Origin of the sequence: Streptomyces sp. NRRL F-6676 (assembly GCF_000725625.1) — a bacterium.
Taxonomy (GTDB): Bacteria; Actinomycetota; Actinomycetes; order Streptomycetales; family Streptomycetaceae; genus Streptomyces.
The window spans coordinates 342,394-367,767 of record NZ_JOHS01000001.1 but is presented as its reverse complement, the minus strand read 5'-3'; the positions used below and the strand labels follow the sequence as shown (position 1 = coordinate 367,767).

4 protein-coding genes are annotated in these 25,374 nt (G+C 75.1%); 3 read left to right on the top strand and 1 reads right to left on the bottom strand.

Annotated features, from left to right (window positions below; translation table 11 throughout):
• Positions 1–49: 49 nt before the first annotated feature.
• The gene (locus tag IO29_RS01475; RefSeq protein ID WP_051707174.1) at positions 50–21,904 is read right to left on the bottom strand and encodes a non-ribosomal peptide synthase/polyketide synthase; all 21,855 of its coding nucleotides are present in this window, start codon (positions 21,902–21,904) and stop codon (positions 50–52) included.
• A 437-nt stretch (positions 21,905–22,341) separates the two neighbouring features.
• Here IO29_RS01475 and IO29_RS01470 point away from each other — a divergent pair, with 437 nt between their 5' ends.
• The 3 genes from IO29_RS01470 to IO29_RS01460 are packed head-to-tail and all read left to right on the top strand — an operon-like array spanning position 22,342 to position 25,317.
• Positions 22,342–23,337, top strand: a complete 996-nt coding sequence (locus tag IO29_RS01470) for a FecCD family ABC transporter permease (RefSeq protein ID WP_030377162.1) — start codon at positions 22,342–22,344, stop codon at positions 23,335–23,337.
• Positions 23,334–24,434 (top strand): FecCD family ABC transporter permease, encoded by a 1,101-nt coding sequence (locus tag IO29_RS01465; protein WP_030377161.1) that lies wholly within the window; start codon positions 23,334–23,336, stop codon positions 24,432–24,434. Before IO29_RS01470 ends, IO29_RS01465 begins: the two co-directional genes overlap by 4 nt.
• A 4-nt stretch (positions 24,435–24,438) precedes the next feature.
• On the top strand, positions 24,439–25,317 hold the full coding sequence (locus tag IO29_RS01460; protein ID WP_030377160.1) for an ABC transporter ATP-binding protein: 879 nt from the start codon (positions 24,439–24,441) through the stop codon (positions 25,315–25,317).
• Positions 25,318–25,374 lie beyond the last annotated feature (57 nt).

Genomic DNA, 25,374 nt, shown 5'->3' with positions numbered 1-25,374 from the left:
CGGGTGGTCAGGCGGGTACGGGTGGTCGTGGTCAGGCGGGTACGGGTGGTCAGGAGAGGGTCTGCGCGCGCCGCACCACCGCCCGCAGCGCCCGGAACCAGGTCAGGCCCAAGTCCTGGACCTCGTCCTCGGTGAGGAGTCCGGCGGCGTAGGCCCAGTGGGCGGTGAGGTGCGGTCCCTCGGGGCGGTCCTCGGTGAGGGCGTTGAGGGTCAGGGCGTGGGACAGCGGCATGTCCGGGTCGGCGTCGAGGTCGGCCGCGTCCTCCTCGGCGGCGTAGGACCAGTCGGCGGCCTCGGGGCGGTCGAAGCGGCCCATGTAGTTGAACTCGATCTGCGGCTCGCCCAGTTGGGCGAGGCGCGGGCCGGTCTCCGGGTTGAGCCGGCGCAGCAGGCCATGGCCGATGCCCGCCGCGGGCAGCGCGGTGAGATGTGCCCGGATCCGGGCCACGGCGTCGTCCAGGGCGGGGCCGCCCGCGAGGGCGTCCGACGGGTCGGCGGTGCCCGGGTCGAGCCGTACCGGGACGACGCTGGTGAACCAGCCGACGGTTCGGGAGAGGTCGGCGCCCGCGATTTCCTCCTCGCGGCCGTGGCCCTCCAGGTCGACCAGGACCGGCCCACCCTCCGGCCGGTCCGCGCCCCCGAGGCGCGCCCGCCAGTCCCCGACGGCGAGCGCGAACGCGGTGAGCAGGACGTCGTTGACGCTCGCGCCGAAGGCGGCCGGGACCCGGCTCAGCAGCGGCCCGGTGACCTCGGCGGGCAGCGTCAGGGAGAGGTACCGGGTGGTGGCGACGGTGTCCCGGGCCGGGTCCAGGGGGCGGGCGAGCGGCAGTCCGGCACCCTCGGCGAGTGCGGAGGTCCACCACGGGAGTTCGTCCTCGACGGCCGGATCGGTGGCACGGGCGCCGAGCAGCCGCGACCAGCGGGCGAACGACACCTCCACCGGGGCGAGTTCGGGGCCGCGGCCGTCCCGGACGGCCGCCCAGGCGGTGGCCAGGTCGGGCAGCAGCACCCGCCAGGACACGCCGTCGATCACCAGGTGGTGGACGAGGAGCAGCAGCCGTCCGGGGCGGTCGGGCCCGGCGTCGAACCACACCGCCCGCACCATCGCGCCCGCGTCGGGGTCGAGCCCGGCCCGGGCGGCCCCGGCGTGCCGGGAGATCGCCGCGCGCAGGGCGGCCTCGTCCGCGCCGCGCACGTCGGCCCGGGCGAGCCAGGCGCGGACGTCGGTTTCGGTGGCGGCCGGGATCCGCAGCACCGCCTCCGCTCCCTTCTCGCGGACGAGGCGGGCGCGGAGCATGTCGTGCCGCGCGGCGAGCGCGCCGAGCACGGCCAGCAGTCCGGGTTCGGTGAGGCCGGCCGGGGTGCGGAGCAGGGCGGCCTGGTGGTACGCGGCGAACGGGCCGCCGCGCTCCAGCAGGGACCGCATGATCGGGGTGAGCGGGACGGTTCCGGTGCCGTCGTCGTGCACGGCGTGCCGCTCGGCGGCGTCCAGCGGGACGGCGACGGCCGCGAGGGCGGCGACGGTGCGCTGCCGGAAGACCTGGCGGGGGGTGATCCGCAGGCCACCGGCGCGGGCCCGGGCGACGAGCTGCATGGCGATGATGCTGTCGCCGCCGAAGGCGAAGAAGTCGTCGTCCGTGCCGACGGCCTCGGCGGGCAGCCCGAGGGTGTCGGCGAACAGGTCGCGCAGCGCGCGCTCGGTGTCGTTCTCCGGTGCCCGGCCACCGCCCGCCGCGGTGAAGTCGGGGGCGGGCAGGGCGGCCCGGTCCAGCTTGCCGTTGGGCAGCAGCGGCAGCCGGTCGAGGACGACGACGGCCGCCGGGACCATGTAGTCGGGCAGCGCGGCGGCGCAGTGGGCGCGCAGGGCGGCCGCGTCCGTGTTCGCGTCCGGGGCGACCGCGTAGGCGACGAGCTGCCGTGTCCCCGGCCGGTGCTCGCGGGCGACGACCACGCTCTGCGTGACGGCCGGGTGGGTGTCCAGCGCGGCCTCGATCTCGGCGAGTTCGACGCGGTAGCCGCGCACCTTGACCTGGTCGTCGGTGCGCCCGGCGAACTCCAGGAACCCGTCCTCGGTCCAGCGGGCGAGGTCGCCGGTGCGGTACATGCGCTTCCCGGGGGCGCCGTACGGATCGGCGACGAAGCGCTCGGCGGTGAGGTCCGGGCGGCCGAGGTAGCCGCGGGCCAGGCCAGGTCCGGACAGGTACAGCTCGCCGGTGACGCCGGGCGGGACCGGGCGCAGGGCGGTGTCCAGGACGTAGGCCCGGCCGTGGTGCACGGCGCGGCCGACGACCGGGCGGGCGCTGTCGCGGACCCGTCCGACGAGCGCGTCCACGGTGGCCTCGGTGGGCCCGTACAGGTTGACCGCCTCCAGACCCCGGACCCCGGCCAGCCGGGTCCACAGCGATTCGGGCACGGCCTCCCCGCCGAAGCCGACCACCGCGAGCGGGCAGTGCCCGTCGGGGCCGATCAGTCCGCTGTCCGCGAGCTGGGCGAGCAGGGACGGGGTGACCTCGATGAAGTCGATCGCCCGGTCGCGGAGGAAGGAGGCCAGCAGTTCCGGGTCGCGGCGGGTCTCGTCGTCCACGAGGTGCAGGGCGTGTCCGTCGAGCAGCCAGAGCTGCGGCTGCCAGGAGGCGTCGAAGGAGAACGACCAGGCGTGCGCGACCCGCAGGTGCCGGCGCCCGGTGCGTGCCTTGGCGAGGTCGTACAGGTCGTGCCGGTGGCTGTGGAAGAGGTTGGCGAGGCCGCGCTGGGTGACGACGACGCCCTTGGGGCGGCCGGTGGAACCGGAGGTGTGGATGACGTAGGCGGGGTGGTCGGGACGGGGCGGCGTCGGCTCCGCGTCGGGCAGGCCGTCCGTCGGGGCGTCCAGACGCAGGACGGGGACGCCGGTGGTGTCGGGCAGGGCGGCGGCCGTGGTCCGTGTGGCCAGGATCAGTACGGGGCGGGCGTCGTCGAGCATGGCGGTGAGGCGGGAGGGGGGCAGGTCGGGGTCGAGGGGCAGATAGGCGGCGCCCGCCCTCATCACGGCGAGGATCGCGGTGATGTGGTCGGCGGTGCGCGGCAGGGCGAGGGCGACGATCCGCTCGGGCCCGGCTCCGTGCCCGGCCAGGACCCGCGCCCACCGCTCGGCGCGGGCGTCGAGTTGGGCGAAGGTGAGGGTGGTGGTGCCGTCGGTGACGGCGAGGGCGTCGGGGGTGGCGGCGGCCTGGGCGGCGAACAGCGCCGGTACGGTGCCGGGGCGTCCGGCGGCCGGGAGGGCGGTGTCGTTCCACGTCTCCAGGACGGTGTGCCGGTCCTCGGTGCCGAGCAGGTCGAGCCAGCCGACGGGCCGGGCGGGGTCGGCGGCCAGGGCGGTGAGCAGCCGGGCCAGGGCGTCGGTGAGCCGCCGTACGGTGGCCCGGTCGAACAGGTCGGGGCGGAACTCGGCGGTCAGCCGCAGCCGTTCGGCGGGCTCGACGGCCCAGGCCAGCGGGTAGTGGGTGGAGTCCGCGTGGTCCAGGACCGTGACGCGCGGACCGCTGCCGTCCGCCACCGGCTCGGCGACGGGGTAGGACTCGAACACCACGAGCGTGTCGAAGAGTTCGCCGAGCCCGGCGGCGCGCTGGATGTCGGCGAGGCCGAGGTGCTGGTGGGCCATGAGCCGGGACTGCTCGTCCTGGAGCCGGTCCAGGAGGGCACCGGTGCTCTCCTGCGGGCGGATCCGCACCCGTACCGGCACGGTGTTGATGAACAGGCCGATCATCGTCTCGGAGCCGGGCAGTTCGGGTGAGCGTCCGGCGACGGTGGCACCGAACACCACGTCGTCGCGGCCGGTGAGCCGGCCCAGCAGGATGCCCCAGGCGGCCTGCACGAGGGTGTTGACGGTGACGCCCCGGGCCCGTGCGAACGCCTCCAGTTCCGCCGTGCGCGCGGTGTCCAGTTCCACGGTGTGGGTGTCGGGGACGGCGGCGGCACGGTCGGGGTCGGCGGGCGCGAGCCGGGTGGGCTCCGCCAGCTGGGCCAGGGCCTCGGTCCAGGCTGCGGTGGAGCGGGCCGGGTCCTGGGCGGCGAGCAGCCGCAGGTGCTCCCGGTAGGGGGCGGGCGCGGCCGGGGTGCGGCCCTTGTAGCGGGCCCACAGCTCGGCGGTGAGCAGCGGCAGCGACCAGCCGTCGAGGAGCAGATGCTGGTGGGAGAGGACGAGCCGGTGCCGGTCGGGGCCGGTGCGGGCCAGCAGCAGCCGCAGCAGGGGCGGCCGTCGCGGGTCGAAGCGGCGGCGCTCCTGTGCCAGGAGCGGCGTCCAGTCCTGCGGCCGGTCGGTGAGGTCGAGCTGCCGCCAGGGCAGCACGGCCGTGCGCGGGACGACGGCGACGGGGCGCCCGGAGGACAGGTGCCGGAAGCCGCCGCGCAGGTTCTCGTGCGCGTCGAGCACGGCCTGCGCGGCGGCGCGCAGCCGGTCGGGGTCGAGGGGCCCGTCGAGGTCGTAGGAGACCTGGACGGTGTAGACGTCCGGCCCCTCCTCGCCGGAGTCGAGGGCGGCATGGAAGAGCAGTCCGGCCTGGAGCGGGGAGACGGGCAGGACGTCGGTGCCGGCGGGCAGGGCGGCGAGTTCGGCGCGCTCGGCGTCGGTGAGGTCGAGCAGCACGGTGTCGTCCCGGCGCCCGTCGGTGGCCTCGGTGGTCACGGTGGCGAGCCCGGCGGGCGACTTGTGGCGGAACACGTCGCGCGGGCTGAACGCGAGCCCGGCGGCGCGGGCCCGGGCGACCAGCTGCATGGCGACGATGCTGTCCCCGCCGAGGGAGAAGAAGTCGTCCTGGACGCCGACCCGTTCGAGGCCCAGCACCTCGGCGACGAGGGTGCACACGGTCTCCTCCAGCGGGGTGCGGGCCCGGTCGTCGCCCACTTCGGCGGCGAAGTCGGGCGCGGGCAGGGCCCGGCGGTCGAGCTTGCCGTTGGGGGTGAGCGGGAGGGCGTCGAGGAGGAGGACGGCGGCCGGGACCATGTGGCCGGGCAGCGAGCGGGCGGTGTGGGCGCGCAGCGCGGCGGGGTCCGCTTCGGGCCCGGCCGGGACCACGTACGCGACGAGGCGTTCCTCGCGCAGGACGACGGTGGCGTGGGCGACGTCCGGGTGGGTGGCGAGCGCGGTCTCGATCTCGCCGGGCTCGATGCGGAAGCCGCGCAGCTTGACCTGGTCGTCGACGCGGCCGAGGTACTCCAGCTCGCCGTCGACCGTCCAGCGGGCGAGGTCGCCGGTGCGGTACATGCGCGCGCCGGGCGCGGTCGCGTACGGATCGGCGACGAACCGTTCGGCGGTCAGCCCGGGACGGTTCAGGTAGCCGCGCGCCAACTGCGCGCCCGCCAGATACAGTTCGCCGGTCACACCGGGCGGTACCGGGCTCAGGGCGCCGTCGAGGACGTAGGTGCGGGTGTTCCACACCGGGCGGCCGATCGGCACGGTGGCCGGGTCGGCGGGCACCTCGTGGGCGGTGACGTCGACGGACGCCTCCGTGGGGCCGTACAGGTTGTGCAGCCGGACGCCGGGCAGGACCCGGTGGAAGCGGGCGGCGAGTGGGGCGGGCAGCGCCTCGCCGCTGCACATCACCTGGCGCAGCGGGATGCCGGCGGCGGCTCCGGCTCCGTCGGGTTCGTCGAGTTCGTCGAGTTCGTCGAGGAAGGCACGGAGCATCGACGGCACGAAGTGGGCCGTGGTGATGTGCCGGCGCCGGATCAGGCCGGCGAGGTACGCCGGGTCCTGGTGGCCCTCGGGCCGGGCGACGACCAGGGTGGCGCCGCTGATCAGCGGCCAGAAGAACTCCCACACCGACACGTCGAACCCGGCCGGCGTCTTCTGGAGCACCCGGTCCCCGGCGGTGAGCCGGTAGGTGTCCTGCATCCACAGCAGCCGGTTGACGATGCCGGCGTGCGGGACGACGACACCCTTGGGCCGGCCGGTGGAGCCGGAGGTGTAGAGGACGTAGGCGGGATGGCGCGGGTCGTAGGAGGCGGGCAGCGGGGCGTGCGCGGTGTCGTCGGGGGTCCCGTCGGCGTCGACCGTGAGGCGGGGCACGCCGGTGTCGGGGAGGGTGACGTCCTCGGTGGCGACCACGACGACCGGGGCGGCGTCGGTGAGCGTGTGGCGCAGTCGCTCGGCCGGGTGGCCGGTGTCGAGCGGCAGGTACGCGGCGCCCGCGCGGTGTACGGCGAGCAGGGTCACCACGAGGGCGAGCGAGCGCGGCAGGGCGACGGCGGCGGTGGCCTCCGCCCGGGCGCCGCGCGCGGCCAGTGCGTGGGCCAGCCGCTCGACGCGCAGGTCGAGTTCGGCGTAGGTGAGCGAGGTGTCCTCGAAGACGACGGCCGTGGCGGTGGGGGTGCGCCCGGCCTGGGCGCGGAACAGTTCGGGCAGGGTGGACGCGGACACGGCACGGCTCGTGTCGTTGAACTCGGTGAGGACCCGGGCGCGTTCGTCGTCGCGCAGCACGTCGAGGGTGCCGACACGGCGTCCGGGATCGGCGGCGACCTGTTCCAGCAGCGCTTCCAGCCGCGCGGCGAGTGCCTCGACGGTCGGGCGGTCGAAGAGGTCGGCGCTGTACTCGATCCACCCCTGGATGCCGGCGCCCGTGCCCTGCTCGACGAAGTCGAAGCCGAGGTCGAACTTGGCGGTGTCCTGCCCCACGGTCTCGCGGCGGGCGGTGAGCCCCGGCAGGGTGGGCTCCTCGCCCGGTCCGGCGAGGTGGACGACCATCACCTGGAACAACGGGTGCCGGGCCAGGGAGCGTTCGGGGCCCAGCGCCTCCACCAGCCGCTCGAAGGGCAGCTCCTGGTGCTCGTAGGCGGCCAGGTCGGTGTCCCGGACGCGGGCGAGCAGTTCGGCGAAGGTGGGGTCGCCGGACAGATCGGTGCGCAGTACGAGGGAGTTGACGAAGAAGCCGACCAGGTCCTCCAGGGCCTCGTCGCCGCGTCCGGAGACGGGGGCGCCGAGGGGGATGTCCTCGCCGGCGCCGAGCCGGTGCAGCAGGGCGGCCACGGCGGCCTGGGCGACCATGAACATGCTGACGCCGTGGTCGCGGGCGAGGGCGCGCAGGGCGCCCTCCAGGCGGGGCGGGACGGTGAAGCCGACGGTGCCGCCGCGCCCGCTCGACTCGGCGGGGCGCGGCCGGTCGGTGGGCAGGTCCAGTTCGGCCGGGAGGCCGGCGAGGGCGTCGGTCCAGTGGGCCAGCAGCGCGTCACCGGTCTCCTCCAGCACCTCGTGCTGCCAGAGGGTGTAGTCGGCGTAGTCGGCGGGCAGCGGCGCCCACTCGGGGGCGCGGCCGGCCGTGCGGGCCGCGTAGGCGGCGGAGAGGTCGGCGAGCAGCGGCCGGTCGGACCATTCGTCGGTGGCGATGTGGTGCAGGACGAGCAGGAGGACGTGCTCCCGCGGCACGTCCGTCTCGAACAGGGCCGCCCGCAGCGGGAGTTCACGCGCGAGGTCGAAGGGGCGGGCGGTCTCCGCGGCGAGGTCCGTGCCGGGTGGGGTGCTCAGGGGGACGCGGGCCTCGGCCGGGTCCAGGACGTGCTGGTACGGCACCCCGTCCGCCGCCGGGAACACGGTACGCAGCGGTGCGTGCCGGGCGACGACGTCGTTCAGGGCGGCTTCAAGCGCGGCCCGGTCGAGGTCGCCGGTGAGCCGCCACGCGGCCGGGAGGTGGTACGCCGCGCTCGCCCCTTCCACCTGGTGCAGCAGCCACAGCCGGTGCTGGGCCGGGGACAGGGGCAGCCGCTCGGGGCGCGGGCGGCCGGTGCCGAGGGCGGGGCGGCCGGGCACGCGGCCCGCGTCGAGCCGGGCGGCGAGCCGTGCGACCGTCGACGCCTCGAAGACCGACCGGACCGTCAGCTCCGCGCCCAGCGCGGTGCGCACCCGGCCGGCCAGCCGCATGGCGAGCAGCGAGTGACCGCCGAGGGCGAAGAAGTCGTCGTCGACGCCCACCCGTTCGAGACCCAGGACGTCGGCGAAGAGGGCGGCGAGCACCTCCTCGCGGGGGGTGCGCGGCCGGGTGCCCCCGGTGCCGGTGAACGCGGGGTCGGGCAGCGCCCTGCGGTCGAGCTTGCCGTTCGGGGTCAGCGGCAGGGCGTCCAGCGGGACGTACGCGGCGGGGACCATGTGGGCGGGGAGCACGGCGGCGGCGTGGGCCCGCAGTGCCGTGGCGTCCACGAGCCGGTCCGGGGCCGGGACGACATACGCGATCAGTGCCTGTGCGCGGACGGTGACCGTGGCCTGCGCGACGGCCGGGTGGGCGGTGAGCACGGCCTCGATCTCGCCGGGCTCCACGCGGAAGCCGCGCACCTTCACCTGGTCGTCGGTGCGGCCCAGGTACTCGACCGTGCCGTCCGCCGTCCAGCGGGCGAGGTCGCCGGTGCGGTACATGCGCTCCCCCGGCCCGGTCGCGTACGGGTCGGCGACGAACCGCTCGGCCGTCAGTCCCGGCCGGTCCAGGTAGCCGCGCGCCAGCTGCGCGCCCGCCAGGTACAGCTCGCCGGGGACGCCGACGGGCACGGGGCGCAGCCGGGCATCGAGGACGTACAGCCGGGTGTTCCAGACCGGGCCGCCGATCGGGACGCGGGTGGCGCCGGGCGCGATCGCGGCGGCCGTCACGTCGACGGACGCCTCGGTGGGGCCGTAGAGGTTGTGGAGTTCGGCGTCCAGCGTCCCGTGGAAGCGGCGGGCCAGATCGGCGGGCAGGGCCTCGCCACTGCACAGCACCCGGCGCAGTGTGGTGCGGCCGGCGGCGGTGGGCTCCTCCAGATAGAGCCGCAGCATCGAGGGCACGAAGTGGACGGTGGTGACGCCCTGTTCGCGGATCAGTCCGGCCAGGTAGGCCGGATCGCGGTGGCCGCCGGGCCGGGCGAGCACCAGGGCCGCGCCGGTGATCAGCGGCCAGAAGAACTCCCACACCGACACGTCGAAGCTGGACGGCGTCTTCTGGAGCACGCGGTCCTCGGCGGTGAGCCGGTAGGTGTCCTGCATCCACAGCAGCCGGTTGGCGATGCCGGCGTGCGGGACGACGACACCCTTGGGCCGGCCGGTGGAGCCGGAGGTGTAGAGGACGTAGGCGGGGTGGCGGGGGTCGTAGGAGGCGGGCAGTTCGCCCTCCGCCCCGGTGGGCAGGCCGTCGCGGACGACGTGCACCGGGCGGGCGTCCTCGACCATCAGCGCGAGCCGTTCCTCCGGGTAGTCGGGGTCCAGCGGCAGATACGCGGCGCCGGCGCGGTGCGTGGCCAGGAGCGCCACGACGAGGTCGACCGAGCGCGGCAGGGCGACGGCGACGGTCCGCTCGGGTCCGGCGCCCAGGCCCGCCAGGACGCGCGCGGTGTGCTCGACGCGGGCGTCGAGTTCGGCGTAGGTCAGCCGCTCCCCTTCGAAGACGAGCGCGGTGGCGTCGGGGGTGCAGGCCGCCTGGGCGCGGAACAGCTCGGGCAGGGTGACGGCCGGGACCGGGTGGGCGGTGGCGTTCCAGTCGGTCAGGACGCGGGCCCGCTCGTCGTCGCCCAGCACGTCGAGGTCGCCGACGAGCACGTCCGCGTCGGCCGCGACCTGTTCCAGGAGCACGAGCGCACGGGCGGCCAGGCCCTCGGCCGTGGCGTGGTCGAACAGGTCGGTCGCGTACTCCAGCAGCAGCACCACGCGGTCGGACTCGTCGACGTAGGTGAAGTGCAGGTCGAACTTGGCCTGCCCGGTGTCCATGTCGAACCATTCGGTGGACAGCCCGAGCACGTCCGGGTCGCCGTCGGGCCGGTGGTGGTAACCGAGCATGACCTGGAAGAGCGGGTTGCGCCCGGCCACCCGGGGCGGGTTCAGGGCCTCCACCACGCTGTCGAAGGGCAGATCCTGGTGCGCGAAGGCGGACAGGGACGACTCGCGGACCCGGCCGAGGAGTTCCCGGAAGGTCAGCTCCTCGCCGGACAGGTCGGCGCGCAGCACGAGCGTGTTGACGAAGAAGCCGACCAGCTCGCCCAGTGCCTCGTCCGTGCGGCCCGCGATGGGGGCGCCCAGGGGGATGTCCTCGCCCGCGCCGAGCCGGTTGAGCAGGGCGGCGGTGGCCGCCTGGAAGAGCATGAACATGCTGGTGCCGGTGGCGGCCGCGAGGTCGCGCAGGGCACTGCCGGTGGCGGCGGGGACCTCCAGCCGCACCTTGCCGCCGCGTCCGGTGGGCGCGGCGGGACGGGGCCGGTCGGCGGGGAGGGGCAGTTCCTCGGGAAGGCCGCGCAGGGCCTCGGTCCAGTGGGCGAGCTGGGCGTCCCCCTCGGTGGCGAGCAACTGCCGCTGCCAGAGGGTGTGGTCGGCGTACTGCACCGGCAGCGGCGCCCAGTCGGGAGCGCCGCCCGCCCGGCGGGCCGCGTAGGCGGTGTTCAGGTCGGCGAGGAAGGGCCGGTCGGACCACTCGTCGGTGGTGATGTGGTGCAGTACGACGGCCACCACGTGGTCGTCGGCCCCGATCCTGAACACCTCGCCGCGCAGGGGAAGTTCGGCGGCGAGGTCGAAGGGGCGGCGCTGGGCGGCCTCGATCAGCCCGGCAAGCCGTTCCTCGGTGGCGTCGGTGACGGTGAGGGCCGGATGTGCCTCCTCGGCGGGGACGATCCGCTGGTACGGCTCGCCGTCGTCGTACGTGGGGAACACCGTGCGCAGGGCCTCGTGGCGGCCGGCCACGTCCCGCAGCGCGTGGGTGAGGGCCTCGGTGTCCAGGTCTCCGCGCAGCCGGAAGACGAGCGGGAAGTTGTAGGCGACACCGCTGCCGGTGATGCCCTCGACCAGCAGCAGCCGGCGCTGGGCCGGGGAGAGCGGGATGCGGGCGGGGCGGTCGGTGACGGCGGTGACGGGCGGCCGGGCCGTGTCCGCCCCTTCGGCGCGGACGGCGAGGCGGGCCGGGGTGGGGGCCTCGAAGAGGTCACGGATGGCGAGTTCGGCGCCCAGTTCGGTACGGGCGCGACTGACCAGCCGGGTGGCGAGCAGCGAGTGTCCGCCCAGGTCGAAGAAGTTGTCCTCGGCGCCGGCCTCGGGCAGGCCCAGCACCTCGGCGAACAGCCGGCACAGCACTTCCTCGCGCGGGGTGCGCGGGCCGCGTCCGCCGCCGAGGGCGACGACGGGCTCGGCGTCGGGCAGGGCGCGCAGGTCGAGCTTGCCGTTGGCGTTCATGGGCAGGCCGTCGACGGTGACGAAGGCGGCCGGGACCATGTACGCGGGCAGCTCACGGCCCAGGTCCTCGCGCAGCCGCCGCACCAGCGCGCTCGCCTCGCGGGCGGCGGTGGGGTCGTTGGCGTACGGGGACGTGCCGCCGCCGGGGCGGAACAGCCCGCCGGTCAGGCGCGGTTCGTCCTCGGAAGCGGGGAGGAACACGGCGTCGTACGTCCCGGTCTCCGGCGCCCAGGTGGTCAGCACCCGGAGCCCGGCCCGGGCGGCGAGGGCGTGCAGGTCCTCCGGGTCGACGCCGTCCTCGTCGGTCCGTCCGTCGGGGATGCCGGTCACACGCAGGGTTCCGGAGGGTGCCTCGGGCCCCGGCGTGCGCCGTTCGCCGTGCAGGAACTCGTGCAGGGTCCCGACGGCGGACAGGTCGCCGCTCGCCAGACGGCCGATGCCCTGTGCGGTGGACCAGGGCACGGCCGGAACGTCCGCGAGCGTGAGGTCCGGTGCGGCGGCGTGCAGGACGACGTCGTAGCGGTGGCGGGTCAGCTCGTTGTGGTGGCGTCCGCGCTTGGTGCGCAGATCGACGCCGTAGCCGAGGGTGGTGAAGTAGTCGGGGTCGACGAGGAGTTCCTTCTCCAGCCGCAGGGCCCGCTCCACCGCCCGCTCCAGGTCCTCGTCCGCCGTGCCCCGGGCGCGCTGGATCTCAGTGTGGAAGGTGCGGGCGAGCCGCAGGTTGCGCACGTCACCGACATAGAGGGCGCCGCCCGGTGCCAGCAGCTCCATGGCGCCGTGCAGGACGGCGGTGAGGTAGTCGACGCTGGGGAAGTACTGGACGACGGAGTTGAGGACGATCGTGTCGAAGTGGCCGACGGGCAGCCCGGACAGGTCGTCGGCCGGCCGGCAGCGCAGCTCGACCCTGGCGGCCAGCTCCGGGTCCCGCGCGCGCAGTTCCTCGCCGATCTTGCGGAGGACGGGGGCGGCGAAGTCGGTCGCCCAGTACTCCTCCGCCTGCGGGGCCAGCCCGGACAGGAGCAGTCCGGAGCCGACGCCGATCTCCAGGACGCGGCGGGGACGGAGCGAGCGGATGCGGGCGAGGGTGGCCTCACGCCACTCGTGCATCTCCTCGAAGGGGAGGGGCCGGCCGTCGTAGGAGCTGTCCCAGCCGTCGTAGCGCTCGGTGAACACGGCGGTGGGGATCTCCTCGTACTCGTCGGAGTAGACCTCCTGCCACTCCCCCACCTGCGCGGCCTCGGCGGCCGACCGCTCGGCGGAACCGGCCTCGGCGGGCACGACATAGCCGACGAGGCGTTCGTCGCGCACCACGACGGCGGCCTGGGAGACCAGCGGGTGGCGGCCGAGCGCGCTCTCGATCTCGCCGGGCTCGACGCGGTAGCCGCGGATCTTCACCTGGTCGTCGGTGCGGCCGAGGAAGTCCAGATTGCCGTCGGGGCCCCGGCGGACCAGGTCGCCGGTGCGGTACATGCGCTCCCCGGGCCGTCCGAACGGGTCGGCGACGAACCGTTCGGCGGTCAGTCCCGGACGGTCCAGATAGCCGCGCGCGAGGCCCGTTCCGGCGATGTACAGCTCGCCGGGCACGCCGTCGGGCACCGGGCGCAGCCAGGCGTCGAGGAGGTGGGCGCGGGTGCCGCGGACGGGGCGGCCCACGGTGGGGGTGTCGCTGTCGCGGGTGCCGCCGCCGAGGGTGTTGATGGTGTACTCGGTGGGTCCGTACAGGTTGTAGCCGTAGGTGCCCTCGGTGTCGCGCAGCGCCGTCCACACCGCCTCGGGGACGGCTTCGCCGCCGAGCAGCACCAGCGGCGGGACATGCCCTTCGAGCAGCCCCTGTTCGAACAGCAGCCGGGCGTAGGTGGGGGTGACGTTGACGACGTCGATGCGGTGGCGTTCGCAGTGGGCGACGAGGGCTTCGGCGTCGCGGCGCAACTCCTCGTCACAGACGTGCACTTCGTGGCCCTCGACCAGCCAGAGCAGTTCCTCCCACGACATGTCGAAGGCGAAGGACACGGTGTGCGCGATGCGCAGCCGGCGTCCGCCCGCCGAGGCGACGGCGGGGGCGAAGATCTCCTTCTGGTGGTTGAGCCGCATGTTGGTCAGCCCCCGGTAGGGGGTGACGACGCCCTTGGGGCGGCCGGTGGAGCCCGAGGTGTAGATGACGTAGGCGGGGTGTTCGAGGCTGAACCGTCGGTGGACGGGGGTGTCCGGCAGTGCGGCCAGTTCGGCCCGCACGGCGGGGTCGTCGAGCAGGACCCGGTCCATGTCGCCGTCCAGCGTGGCGGAGACGGCGGTGGTGGTGAGCAGCAGGAGCGGGCGGGCGTCGGCCAGCATGGCGGAGAGCCGGTCGGCCGGGTGGTCCAGTTCCAGCGGGAGGTAGGCGGCGCCGGTGCGCAGCACCGCGAACAGGGCGACGACCGTCTCCAGGGAGCGCGGCAGGCCGAGGGCGACGATCCGCTCCGGGCCCGCGCCCCGCGCGATGAGCAGCCGGGCGGTGCGGTTGACGGCTGCGTCGAGTTCGGCGTACGTCAGGGTGCGGGCGCCGAAGACGAGGGCGCGCGCGTCGGGCGTACGGGCGGCCTGCGCGGCCAGCAGGTCGGCGATGGTCTCCTCGGGGTCGGGGACCCGGCTCGCGGCCCATTCCTCGCGCAGTGCGGCGTGCTCGGCGGGCAGCAGGGGGTTCAGGGAGCCGACGGGGGCGTCCGGGGCGGCGGTGAGGCGGTCCAGGAGCAGGGTGAAGCGGTCCAGGAGGGCCTGCGCGCGGTCGGCGGGGACGAGGTCGGGACGGTGGGCGAGGGTGACGGTGATCCGGCGGCCGGGGGTGACGACGAGGTTGGCCGGGTAGTGGGTGGCGTCCACGTTGGCGACGGCGGTGGCGCCGTGCCGGGTGCGCAGCCGCTCCAGCCGCTCCTCGGTGTCGTTGTTGCGCAGCACGAAGAGGGTGTCGAAGAGTCTGCGGTGCCCGGTCTCGGCCTGGAGGACGCCGAGGCTGAGGTGCTCGTACGGCATCAGGTCCAGGCGTTCGCCCTGGATGCGGCGGAGCAGGCCGAGGGCGGTCTCGGCGGGGTCGAGGGCGATCCGGGTCGGCACGGTGTTGAGGAACAGACCGATGATGCCGTCGACGCCCGGGACCTCGCTGGGCCGGCCGGCGACCGTGGTGCCGAAGACGACGTCGGTGCGGCCGGTGGCGGAGGCGAGGGTGAGGCCCCAGGCCGCGTTGAGGACGGTGTTGAGGGTGAGCCCGTGTGCGCGTCCCAACGCCCGCAGCCGGTCGCCGAGTTCGGTGGACAGGAGCGCGTCGAGCTGGTCGGGGACGACGGGTTCGAGGCCGTCGGGGGCGGCCGGGGCCAGGAGGGTGGGCTCCTCCAGGCCGGCCAGCGCGGTGCGCCAGGCGGCGGTGGCCGCCGCGTCGTCCTGCCGTTCCAGCCAGGTGAGGTAGTCGCGGTAACTGCCGGGCGTGGGCAGGGCGGTGGCGTCGCCGCCGGTCTCGTAGAGCGCGAACAGCTCGTCGAGCAGCAGCCAGGCCGACCAGCCGTCCCAGAGGATGAGGTGCCGGCCGATGATCAGCCGGTCGCCGCGTTCCGCGCCGAGGCGCAGCAGGAGCAGCCGGAACAGCGGGGGCGCGGCGAGGTCGAACCGGCGGTGGCGCTCGGCGTCGGTCATCTCGCGCAGCCGCGCGTCCTGTTCGGCAGGCGGGAGACCGGACAGGTCGGCCTCTTCGAGGGGGATCTCCGGGTCGGCGACGAGGAACTGCACCGGCCGGTCCAGGCCCTCGCTGGTGAAGCCGGCGCGCAGGCCCGGGTTGCGGGCGAGGAGGGTGCGGACGGCGGCGCGCAGCCGGGCGGTGTCGATCCGCTCGGCGAAGTCGAACGTCTCGTGGACGGTGTAGACGTCCAGGGCGCCCTCGTCGTACGCGGAGTGGAAGAACAGCCCTTCCTGGAGGGGCGCGAGCGGCCAGACGTCGGCGACCGTCGCCGGGGCGGCGAGCGCCCGGACGTGGGCGTGCTGGGCGTCGGTGAGGGTGAAGGCGGAGTGGCCGCCGTCACCGGCAATGGCCGGTACGGCGACGGCGGCCAGCGCGGCGGGGGTGCGGTGGGTGAAGACGTCCCGGGGGCTGAGGTCGAGACCGGCCGCGCGGGCGCGGCCGGCGACGCCGATGGAGCTGATGCTGTCGCCGCCGAGCCGGAAGAAGTCGTCGTCCGGGCCGACGTCCTCGATACCGAGGACGGCCGCGAAGATGCCGGTCAGCTGCCGCTCCACCGGTCCTTCCGGCTCCCGCCGGGCGGCGCGCCCGGCCTCCGGGGCGGGCAGCGCGGCCTGGTCGAGCTTGCCGCTGGGGGTGAGCGGGAGGTCGTCGAGGACGACGTACGCCTCCGGGACCAGGGGCGCGGGCAGCGCCCCGGCGAGGGCGGCGCGCAGTTCGCCGGGGTCGACGGCGGCACCGGAGGCGGGGACCGCGTAGGCCACCAGGCGCTCCCCGGTGACCAGGACCGCCCCGCGCGCGATGGCCGGGTGGGCGGTCAAGGCGGCCTCGATCTCGCCGAGTTCGACGCGGTTGCCGCGCAGTTTGACCTGCCGGTCGGTGCGGCCGAGGTAGTCGAGCGTGCCGTCGGGGCGGCGGCGCACCAGGTCGCCGGTGCGGTACATGCGGGCGCCGGGCGTGGCCGCGCAGGGGTCGGCGACGAACCGTTCGGCGGTGAGCGCGGGCCGCCGGTGGTAGCCGCGGGCGAGCTGGACGCCGGTGAGGTACAGCTCGCCGGGGACCCCGTCGGGGACGGGGCGCAGACAGGCGTCGAGCACGCGCAGCCCGGTGTTCCACACGGGCCGGCCGAGGGGCACGGTGGTGTCGGCGGCGCCGTCGTAGGCGTGGTGGGTGACGTCGACGGCGGCCTCGGTGGGGCCGTACAGGTTGTGCAGGGGCACGCCGGTCAGCTCCCGCCAGCGGCGGGCGGCGGCGCCCGGCAGTGCCTCGCCGCTGCTGAAGACGCGGCGCAGCGAGCCGGCCCACGCGGGGTCGGCGGTGACCTCGTCGGTCGCCAGGAACGCAGCCAGCATCGACGGCACGAAGTGCGTCGTCGTCACGTGCTCGGCCGCGATCAGGCGGGCCAGGTAGGCGGGGTCGCGGTGGCCGTCGGGGGCGGCGAGGACGACGGCGGCGCCCTCGCGCAGCGCCCAGAAGAACTCCCAGACGCTCACGTCGAAGCTGGAGGGCGTCTTTTGCAGCACCCGGTCGTCGGGGGTGAGCCCGTACGCGCCCTGCATCCAGGCGAGCCGGTTGCCGATGGCCCGGTGGGTGACGACGACGCCCTTGGGGCGGCCGGTGGAGCCGGAGGTGTAGATGAGGTAGGCGGGGTCGTCGGGGCGGGCGGGGTCCTGGTCCGGGTGATCGCTCGGGGCGCTCTCCGCGTCGTCTCCGTCCACGGTCAGTACGTCGAGTCCCCCGGCCGACGGCAGCCGGGCCGCGTCCTGTTCCGTGGTGACGACGGTGGTCGCGCCGGAGTCGGTGAGCATGTACGCGAGCCGGTCGGCCGGATAGTCGAGGTCGAGGGGGAGATAGGCGGCGCCCGCCTTCAGGACGCCGAGCAGCGCCACCATCAGCTCCGCCGAGCGCGGCACGGCCACGGCGACGAACCGCTCCCGGCCCACTCCCCTGTTCCGCAGCCGTACGGCCAGCGTCTCGGCGCGGGCGTCGAGTGCGGCGTAGGTGAGGGTGGTGCCCTCGAAGACCACGGCGGTGGCGTCGGGCGTGCGGGCGGCCTGCGCGGTGAACGCGGCGGCCAGTGTGGTGGGCGGGACGGGGCGGGTCTCCCCCGCAGGGTGGGCGCCGGACCGCTCGGCCGGGGTGAGGAGGTCGAGGTCGGCGACGCGGGCGGCCGGGTCGCCGGCGAGGGCGTCGAGGACGAGTGCCAGCCGGTCGGCGAGCAGCCGTACGGCGTCGGTGTCCAGGCGCTGGGTGTGGTGCTTGAGGCGGAGGTCGAGCCGTCGGCCGGGCTTGACGATCAGCGCCAGGGGGTAGTGCACGGCGTCGTTGAAGGCGTGCCCGGCCAGGGTGATCGTGCCGGTGGGGTCGGTGACGCCGGTGGTGTTGGCCGGGTAGTTCTCGAACACCACGAGGGTGTCGAAGAGTTCACCGGAGCCGGCGTGTCCCGCCGCCCGCTGGATCTCGGCGAGGCCGAGGTGCTGGTGGTCGAGGAGGGCGCTCTGCTCCTCCTGGAGCCGGTCCAGCAGCGCGCCGAAGGTGTCGGCGGGCGTCCAGCGCAGACGGGTGGGCAGGGTGTTGATGAACAGGCCGATCATCGACTCGATGCCGTCCACGGCGGCGTCCCGGCCCGCGACACTCGTGCCGAAGAGCACGTCCTGGCGCCCGGTGAGCCTGCCGAGCAGCAGTCCCCAGGCGCCCTGGACAAGGGTGCCGAGGGTGACACCGCGCTCCCGGGCGCGGGCGGCGAGCCGGGCGGTGGTCCGTTCGGACAGCTCCAGGCGGACCTGGGCGGGTTCGACCGGTCCGGGGACCGCCGGGGTGTCCACCAGCCGGGTGGGCTCCTCCACGCCGGCCAGCGCGGTGCGCCAGGCGGTGCGGGCGGCGTCGCGGTCGGCTCCCGCGATACGGCGCAGATAGGCGCGGTAGGGGGCGACCTCGGGCAGCGGGGCCGGGTCCTGACCGTACAGGGCGAGGAGTTCGCGGTGCAGGACCGGCAGCGACCAGCCGTCGGCGACGATGTGGTGGAAGGTGAGCACCAGACGGCAGCGCGCGCCGTCGAGCCGGATCAGCGCGCAGCGCAGCAGCGGCGGGTGGGCGAGGTCGAAGCGGTGGGCGCGTTCGTCGGCGGCCACGGCTTCGGCGAGGGCGTCGCGGACGGTGTCGTCCTGCGCGGTCAGGTCGATCTCGCGCCAGGGCAGCCGGAGTCCGGTGGCGATGAGCTGGACGGGGCGGCCTTCGCGGGTCCGGCGGAAGCCGGCGCGCAGCGGGGCGTGCCGGTCGAGGAGCCGCTGCGCGGCGGTGTGCAGCAGGTCGCCGTCGACGGGTCCGGTGAGGTCGATGACCTGCTGGACCACATAGGCGTCGTGTGCGGCGCCGTCCACCAGGGCGTGGAAGAAGAAGCCCTCCTGGAGCGGGCCGAGCGGCAGCGCCTCCTCGACGGTGAGGGGGTCCTCGCCCTGGAGCGCGGCGAGTTCGGCCGGTGTCGGGGGTTCCCAGGGGAGTTCGTCGGTGCCGTCCGTCCGGCTCGTGCGGGCGACGGCGGCCAGTTCGGCGACGGTGCGGTGGCGGAAGACGTCCCGCGGGGTGAGTTCGAGTCCGGCGCGGCGGGCCAGGACGAGGAGCCGCACGGCGACGATGCTGTCGCCGCCGAGTGCGAAGAAGTCGTCGTCGACGCCGGCCGAGGGCACGTCGAGGACGCGTGCGTACAGCTCGCACAGCAGTCGTTCGCGTGCGGTCTCCGGGGCCCGCCCGGTGCCGGTGGGCGCGTGGTCGGGTACCGGCAGGGCGGCGGCGTCCAGTTTGCCGCTGGGGGTGACCGGGAGCCGGTCGAGCGGGACGAAGGCGGAGGGGACCATGTAGTCGGGCAGTCGGGCGGCCGTGTGCGTGCGCAGGGCCGCCATCAGCGCGGTGACGTTGCGGAAGGGCGCCGGGCGGTTGGTGTGCGGGTGGTGGCCGCCGGGCCGGTACGGGGCGGGCGGCAGCGGCTCGTCGGCGGGGGCGAACTCGGCGTCCAGGCTGCCGTCCTCGGCGTCGCCGCTCCAGGTGAGCACGGCGTGGTGGCCGTGCCGGGCGGCGGCCTCGTGCAGGGACTCGGGGTCCACGCCGCGGGATGCGGTGGCGGACCTGCTGCTGTCGCCGAGGGCGTCGAGTGCGGCGAGGTCGTCGGCGAGGCGGGCGTTGGGGATGCCGGTGACGCGGAGGCGGCCGGGGCGGGCGGCGAGCAGTTCGCCGAGCGCGGGCACCGAGCCGAGGGCGGACCACGGCCGCTCGGGCACGTCGGTGGACGTACGGTTCTCGGCGGGCCGCAGGACGACGTCGTACCGGTACCGGGTGAGCTCGTTGTGGTGCGTGCCGCGCTTGACGCGGATGTCGGCGCTGAGGCCGTCGAGTGCGGCGAAGTAGTCGGGGTCGACGAGGAGTTCGCCCTCCCAGGCGACGGCGCGGTCCACGGCGGCCCGCAGCGCCTCCTTGCCGGTGTCCTCCGCGCGCTCCCGCGCCCGCCCGGTCTCGATGGCCGCGCTCAGGGTGCGCAGCAGCCGCAGATTGCGCACGTCGCCCACGAAGAGGGCGCCGCCGGGCGCCAGCAGCGCGGTGGCGGCGCGCAGGACGGTGGTCAGGTAGTCGGCGCCGGGGAAGTACTGGACGACCGAGTTGATCACGACGGTGTCGAAGTGGCCCTCGGGGAGCCCGGTGAGGTCGTGCGCGGGGCGGGCCAGCAGGGTGACCTTGCCGGCGAGTGCGGGCACGGCGGCGACCTGGGTCTCCAGTGCGCGTACGGCCTCCTCGGAGAGGTCGGTGCCCAGGTACGTCTCGCAGTCGGGGGCGAGCCGGGAGAGCAGCAGGCCGCTGCCGACGCCGATCTCCAGGACGCGGCGGGGCTTCAGGGCGCGGATGCGGCCGAGGGTGGCCTCGCGCCACTCCCGCATGTCCGCGAGCGGGAGGGGCAGCCCGTCGTACATGCTGTTCCAGCCCGCGAAGTTCTCCTCGAAACCGTCGGAACCGGCGGCCGAGTAGAGCAGTTCGTGCAGGTCCTTCCAGTCGGCGACGCTCTCCTCGGGCGTCGGTGCGGCCTCGCCGTCCCCGTCTCCCCCCGTGTCGCCGCCGTCGAGGGACGGTACGACGTAGGCGGCGAGGCGGCGGGTGCCGGGGCGGTCCTCGCGGACGACGACGGCTGCCTGGTGGACGGCCGGATGGGCGCGCAGCACGGACTCGATCTCGCCGGGTTCGATGCGGAAGCCGCGGATCTTGACCTGGCTGTCGACGCGGCCGTGGAACTCCAGCCGCCCGTCGGCCTTCCAGCGGACCAGGTCGCCGGTGCGGTACAGACGCTCCCCGGGGGCGCCGAAGGGGTCGGCGACGAAGCGTTCGGCGGTGAGGGCGGGGCGGCCGAGGTAGCCGCGGGCCAGTCCGGCGCCGCCGAGGTACAGCTCGCCGGTGACCCCGGCGGGGACGGGGCGCAGGCGGTCGTCGAGGACGTAGGCGCGGGTTCCGGGGTCGGGGACGCCGATGGGGACGATCGTGCCGGGCGGGGTGTCGGGGTCGCACAGGCCGAGGGTGGAGTTGGTGGTGGCCTCGGTGGGGCCGTAGGCGTTGAACATGGCCCGGCCGCGCGCGTACCGCCCGACCAGCTCCGGCGAGACCCGTTCGGTGCCCGCCAACAGGGTCGCGGTGGGCGGGAGTTCGACGTCCTCGGGCATCGCGGCGAGCAGCGCGGGCGGCAGGATCATGAAGGTGACGCCGTGGGCGCGGGCGTACTCGGCGAGCGGGGCGCCGGGCACGCGGCGGTCGGCCGGGACGACGACGAGGCGGCCCCCGGAGAGCAGGCCGAGGCACAGGTCCCAGAACGCCACGTCGAAGCTGGGCGAGGCGAACTGGAGGACACGGCTGTGCGGGCCGATGCCGAACCGCTCGACCTGGGTGGCGACCAGCTTGGCGACGCCCGCGTGGGAGAGGACCACACCCTTGGGGCGGCCGGTGGAGCCGGAGGTGTAGATGACGTAGGCGGCGTGGGCGACGGTCAACTCATCGGCCGTGGAAGGGTCCTGGGCAGGGTGTCCGGCGAGTTCGGCCACCGTCCCGGGGGCGTCCAGGACGAGCGGGTCGGTGCCGTCGGGGAGGGCGGGGAGGCCGGGGGCGATCTCTTCGGTGGTGACCAGGCAGACAGGCCGCGCGTCGGCGAGCATGTGGGCGATGCGGTCGGCCGGGTAGTCGGTGTCGACGGGCAGATAGGCGGCGCCCGCCTTCAGGACGGCGACCTCGGCGACGATCATGTCGGCGGAGCGGGGTACGGCCAGGGCGACGATCTTCTCGGGGCCGGCGCCCCGGGCCACCAGGGCGTGCGCCAGCCGGGCGGCGCGGGCGTCGAGTTCGGCGTAGGTGAGCCGGACGTCCTCATGGATCAGGGCGGTCTCGTCGGGGCGGGCGGCGACCTGGTCGGCGAACATGCGCGGCCAGGTGTGTGCGGGGACGTCGTGCGCGGTGTCGTTCCACTCGGTGAGGAGGCGGTGCCGTTCGCCGCTGTCGAGGAGGGCGAGGTCGGCGAGCGGGGTGGCCGGGCGGGCGAGCGCGTCGGCGAGGAGCGTGCGGTAGTGGAACAGGACGCGGTCGGCGGTGGCCTCCTCGAAGAGGTCGCCACGGTAGTCGGCGCGGAGTTCGCCGTCGGCCACGGAGAGCGCCAGGTCCAGTGGGCCGCCGCCGTCCCAGGGGGCGGCGCCGAAGCCGGTGGTGCACAGCTGGCCGCCGCCGCGGGCGGGTTCGGGGGCGAGCAGCCGCAGCAGCTCGGCGGTGGGCAGGCGGTGGGCCTCGGCCTCGGCGCGGACGGCGGCGACCTGGGCGCTCAGTTCGGTGAACGGGGTGTCGCCGTCGACCGTGAGGCGCAGCGGGAGTCCGTCGTGCGCGACCGTGAGGTCGGTGGTGGCGGCGCCGCCGTAGCGGTGCAACAGGGCGACGAAGGCGGCGAGTCGGGTGTCCGCGTCCGCCGTGAGGTCCAGCGGCGTCACGCGCCGGGCGTACGGGGCGGGCCCGGCCGGCCGGGCCGGGTGGGGGAAGTCCAGCGGCAGTACCGGCTCGGGGGCCGGTGCGGCGAAGGCGCGCCGCCAGAAGTCCGCCGTCTTCGCCGGTGCGGCGGAGACGGGCTCCGCGGCACCCGGGGTGTTCCCGGAGTCCGAAGCGGACGCAGAGAAACCTTCGTTGCCGGAACCCTTGTTCCCGAAACCCTTGTTGCCCGACACAGCGGCCCGTGCCTCCCCATCGCGGTGTGGAACGGCTCAGCGGAGCCGCGACCGCTCGCATAGTAAGGTAAGCATTGCCTTACTTGATAGCCCGACTTCGGGACGGACCGCGTGGACCGGCGTCGCGGAACCGCCCGCGACCACGGGCTTCGAGGGCGGCATGGATTCTGAGGTTATCCTCACCTAACCTGCTGAGGGACCGTCCGGCACCCGGACGACGACAGGGAGACCGGCACGTGGCTTCACGCAGAAAACTCCGCACCACGGTGCTGGTGACCTCCGTCGTCGCGTCCCTCCTCGTCCTGTCCCTGCTCTCCGTCGCGCTGGGCGCGTTGAACGTGCCGCCCGACCAGGTCGTCCGCTCGGTCCTCGGCCGTCCGCCGAGCCGTCTCGTCGACAACATCGTGTGGTCGGTGCGCGTCCCCCGTACGCTGCTCGGACTGACGACCGGCGCCGCGCTCGGCCTCTCCGGGGCACTGATGCAGGCGTTGACCCGCAATCCGCTCGCCGACCCCGGGATCCTCGGAGTGAGCGCCGGGGCCTCGTTCGCGATCGTCCTGGCGGTGGGCGTGTTCGGGGTCGGATCGCTGTACGGGTACGTGTGGTTCGCGTTCGCCGGGGCGATGGCCGCCAGTGTGCTGGTCTTCTTCCTGGGGCGGCTCGGCCGGTCCGGTGCCACACCGGTGAAGCTGGCGCTCGCCGGGGTCGCCGTCACCGCGATGCTGTCGTCGCTGACCAGCGCCGTCGTCCTCACCGACCAGGACGCGCTGGACCGTTACCGCTACTGGTCCGCCGGCAGCCTGGCCGACCAGGACTCCGGGGACCTGCTGCGCATTCTGCCCTTCCTGGCGGTCGGCGCCGTCCTCGCGCTGTCCTGCGCGCCCGCGCTCAACAGTCTCGCGCTCGGCGACGACGTGGCCGCCTCGCTCGGCCGACGGCTCGGTCTCGTACGGCTCCAGGGGGTCACCGCGATCATGCTGCTGACCGGTGCCTCGGTCGCCGTCATCGGGCCCGTGGTCTTCCTCGGCCTGGTCGTGCCGCACATCGCCCGCATCCTGGCGCAGTACGCGGGGCTCGGCCCCGATCACCGCTGGCTGCTGCCGCTGTCCGCGGCGCTCGCACCGGTACTGCTGCTGGCCGCCGACATCCTGGGCCGCGTGGTGGCCCGGCCCACCGAGATCCAGGCAGGCGTGCTGGTCGCCTTCCTCGGCGGCCCGTTCTTCGTCGCCCTGGTCCGCCGCCGTAAGCTCGCGGAGGTGTGAGCGTGCCCGCACAGTCCCCACCCGTACCGGCTCGCCGCGTGCCCGCGCCGTCGCCACTGCGCGGCCGGCCCTTCCGGCTGGCCGTGCCGCCCGTGTCCGGGGTGCTGCGGCCGCGGCTGGTGCTCACCGGGGCGCTCCTGGCGGCCGGTGCCTTCCTGCTGTTCTGCTGGGGTCTGACGATCGGTGACTATCCGGTCGCGTTCCCCGACGTCGTCAAGGCGCTGGGCGGGGCGGGCGACGCCGCCACCGTCACCGTCATGCGGGATCTGCGGCTGCCCCGGGCCCTGACCGGGCTCCTGGTCGGGGTCGCGTTCGGCGTCTCGGGGGCCGTGTTCCAGACGATGACCCGCAATCCGCTCGCCAGCCCCGACATGATCGGGCTGACCCAGGGCGCCGGTACGGCCGTCGTCGCCGCCCTCGTCCTCGGCCGGACCGGCGGCCTCGGCCTGTCGACGCTCGGGCTGCTCGGCGCGCTCGCGACCGCGCTGCTGGTGTACGCGCTGGCCTGGAAGGGCGGGGCCACCGGGTACCGGATCGTCCTCGTCGGCATCGGCGTGTCCTGGATGTGCACCAGCGCCACCGACTTCCTGGTGGCGCGCGGCGACCGGTTCGAGGCGCAGCAGGCCGTCGGCTGGCTGGTCGGCAACCTCAACGGCCGTACCTGGGAACAGGTGGACGCCCTCGCCGTCGCCCTGGCCGTGCTGCTGCCCGTCACCCTCGGCATGGGCCGCTGGATGCGCACGCTCCAGCTCGGCGACGACGTGGCCACCGGGCTCGGTACGCCCGTCCGGGCGGTGCGGCTGGCGCTGCTGCTGACGGGGGTGGGGCTGGTCGCCTTCGGTACGGCGGCCGCGGGGCCGGTGGCCTTCGTGGCACTGGCCTGCCCGCAGATCGCCCAGCGGCTGGCGGGCACGTCGGCGCCGCCGCCGCTGGTCTCCGGTCTCGCCGGTGCGTTCGTCGTCCTCGGTTCCGACCTCGTCGCGCGCGAGGCGATCCCCGGGACGGAACTGCCGGTCGGGATCGTCACCGGCGCCCTCGGTGCGCCGGTACTGCTCTGGCTGCTCATCCGCGCCAATCGCGCGGGGTCTGGAGGCTGACCGCATGTCGACCACCGCTCACCGGACGCGGCCGCCGCTCGCGGAGCCGGCTCCCGGGAAGGCCGCCTCCGGGCCCGAGTTGCGGGCCGAGGACCTCCATCTCGCCTACGACGGGCGGACGGTGGTGGAGGGCCTGGACCTCACCGTGCCGACGGGGCGGATCACGGCGATCGTCGGGGCCAACGCGTGCGGCAAGTCGACCCTGTTGCGGGCGCTGGCCCGGCTGCTGGCGCCGCGGCGGGGCGTGGTGGAGCTGGACGGGGCCGCGCTCAGGACCGTGCCGAGCCGTGAGCTGGCCCGCAAGCTCGGCATCCTGCCGCAGTCGCCGGTGGCGCCCGAGGGGCTGACGGTCGGTGATCTGGTGGGCCGGGGGCGCTCGCCGCACCAGACCTGGTGGCGGCAGTGGTCGGCCGCCGACGAGGAGGCGGTGCGGGGGGCTCTGACGGCCACCGGGCTGACGGAGCTCGCCGACCGTCCCGTCGACGAGCTGTCCGGCGGTCAGCGGCAGCGGGCGTGGATCGCCATGGCCGTCGCCCAGGGCACGCCGATCCTGCTCCTGGACGAGCCGACGACGTATCTCGACCTCGCCCACCAGATCGATGTGCTGGACCTCATCACCGACCTCAACCGGGGCGAGGGGCGCACGGTGGTGATGGTGCTGCACGATCTCAACCAGGCGTGTCGGTACGCCGACCATGTCATCGCGATGAAGGCGGGGCGGATCGTGGCCGAGGGAGTGCCGGGGGAGGTCGTCACGGAGGGGATGGTGGAGGACGTGTTCGGCCTCCGCTGCCGCGTCTCCACCGACCCGGTCAGTGGCACCCCCCTGGTCATCCCCCTGGGCCGCCACCACGACGGCGGGGACTTGGCCCCCGCCACCTGACGCCCCACCGGGACCGACGCCCCCCACACCACCCGCGCGGTTCCTCGCGCCCCCGGG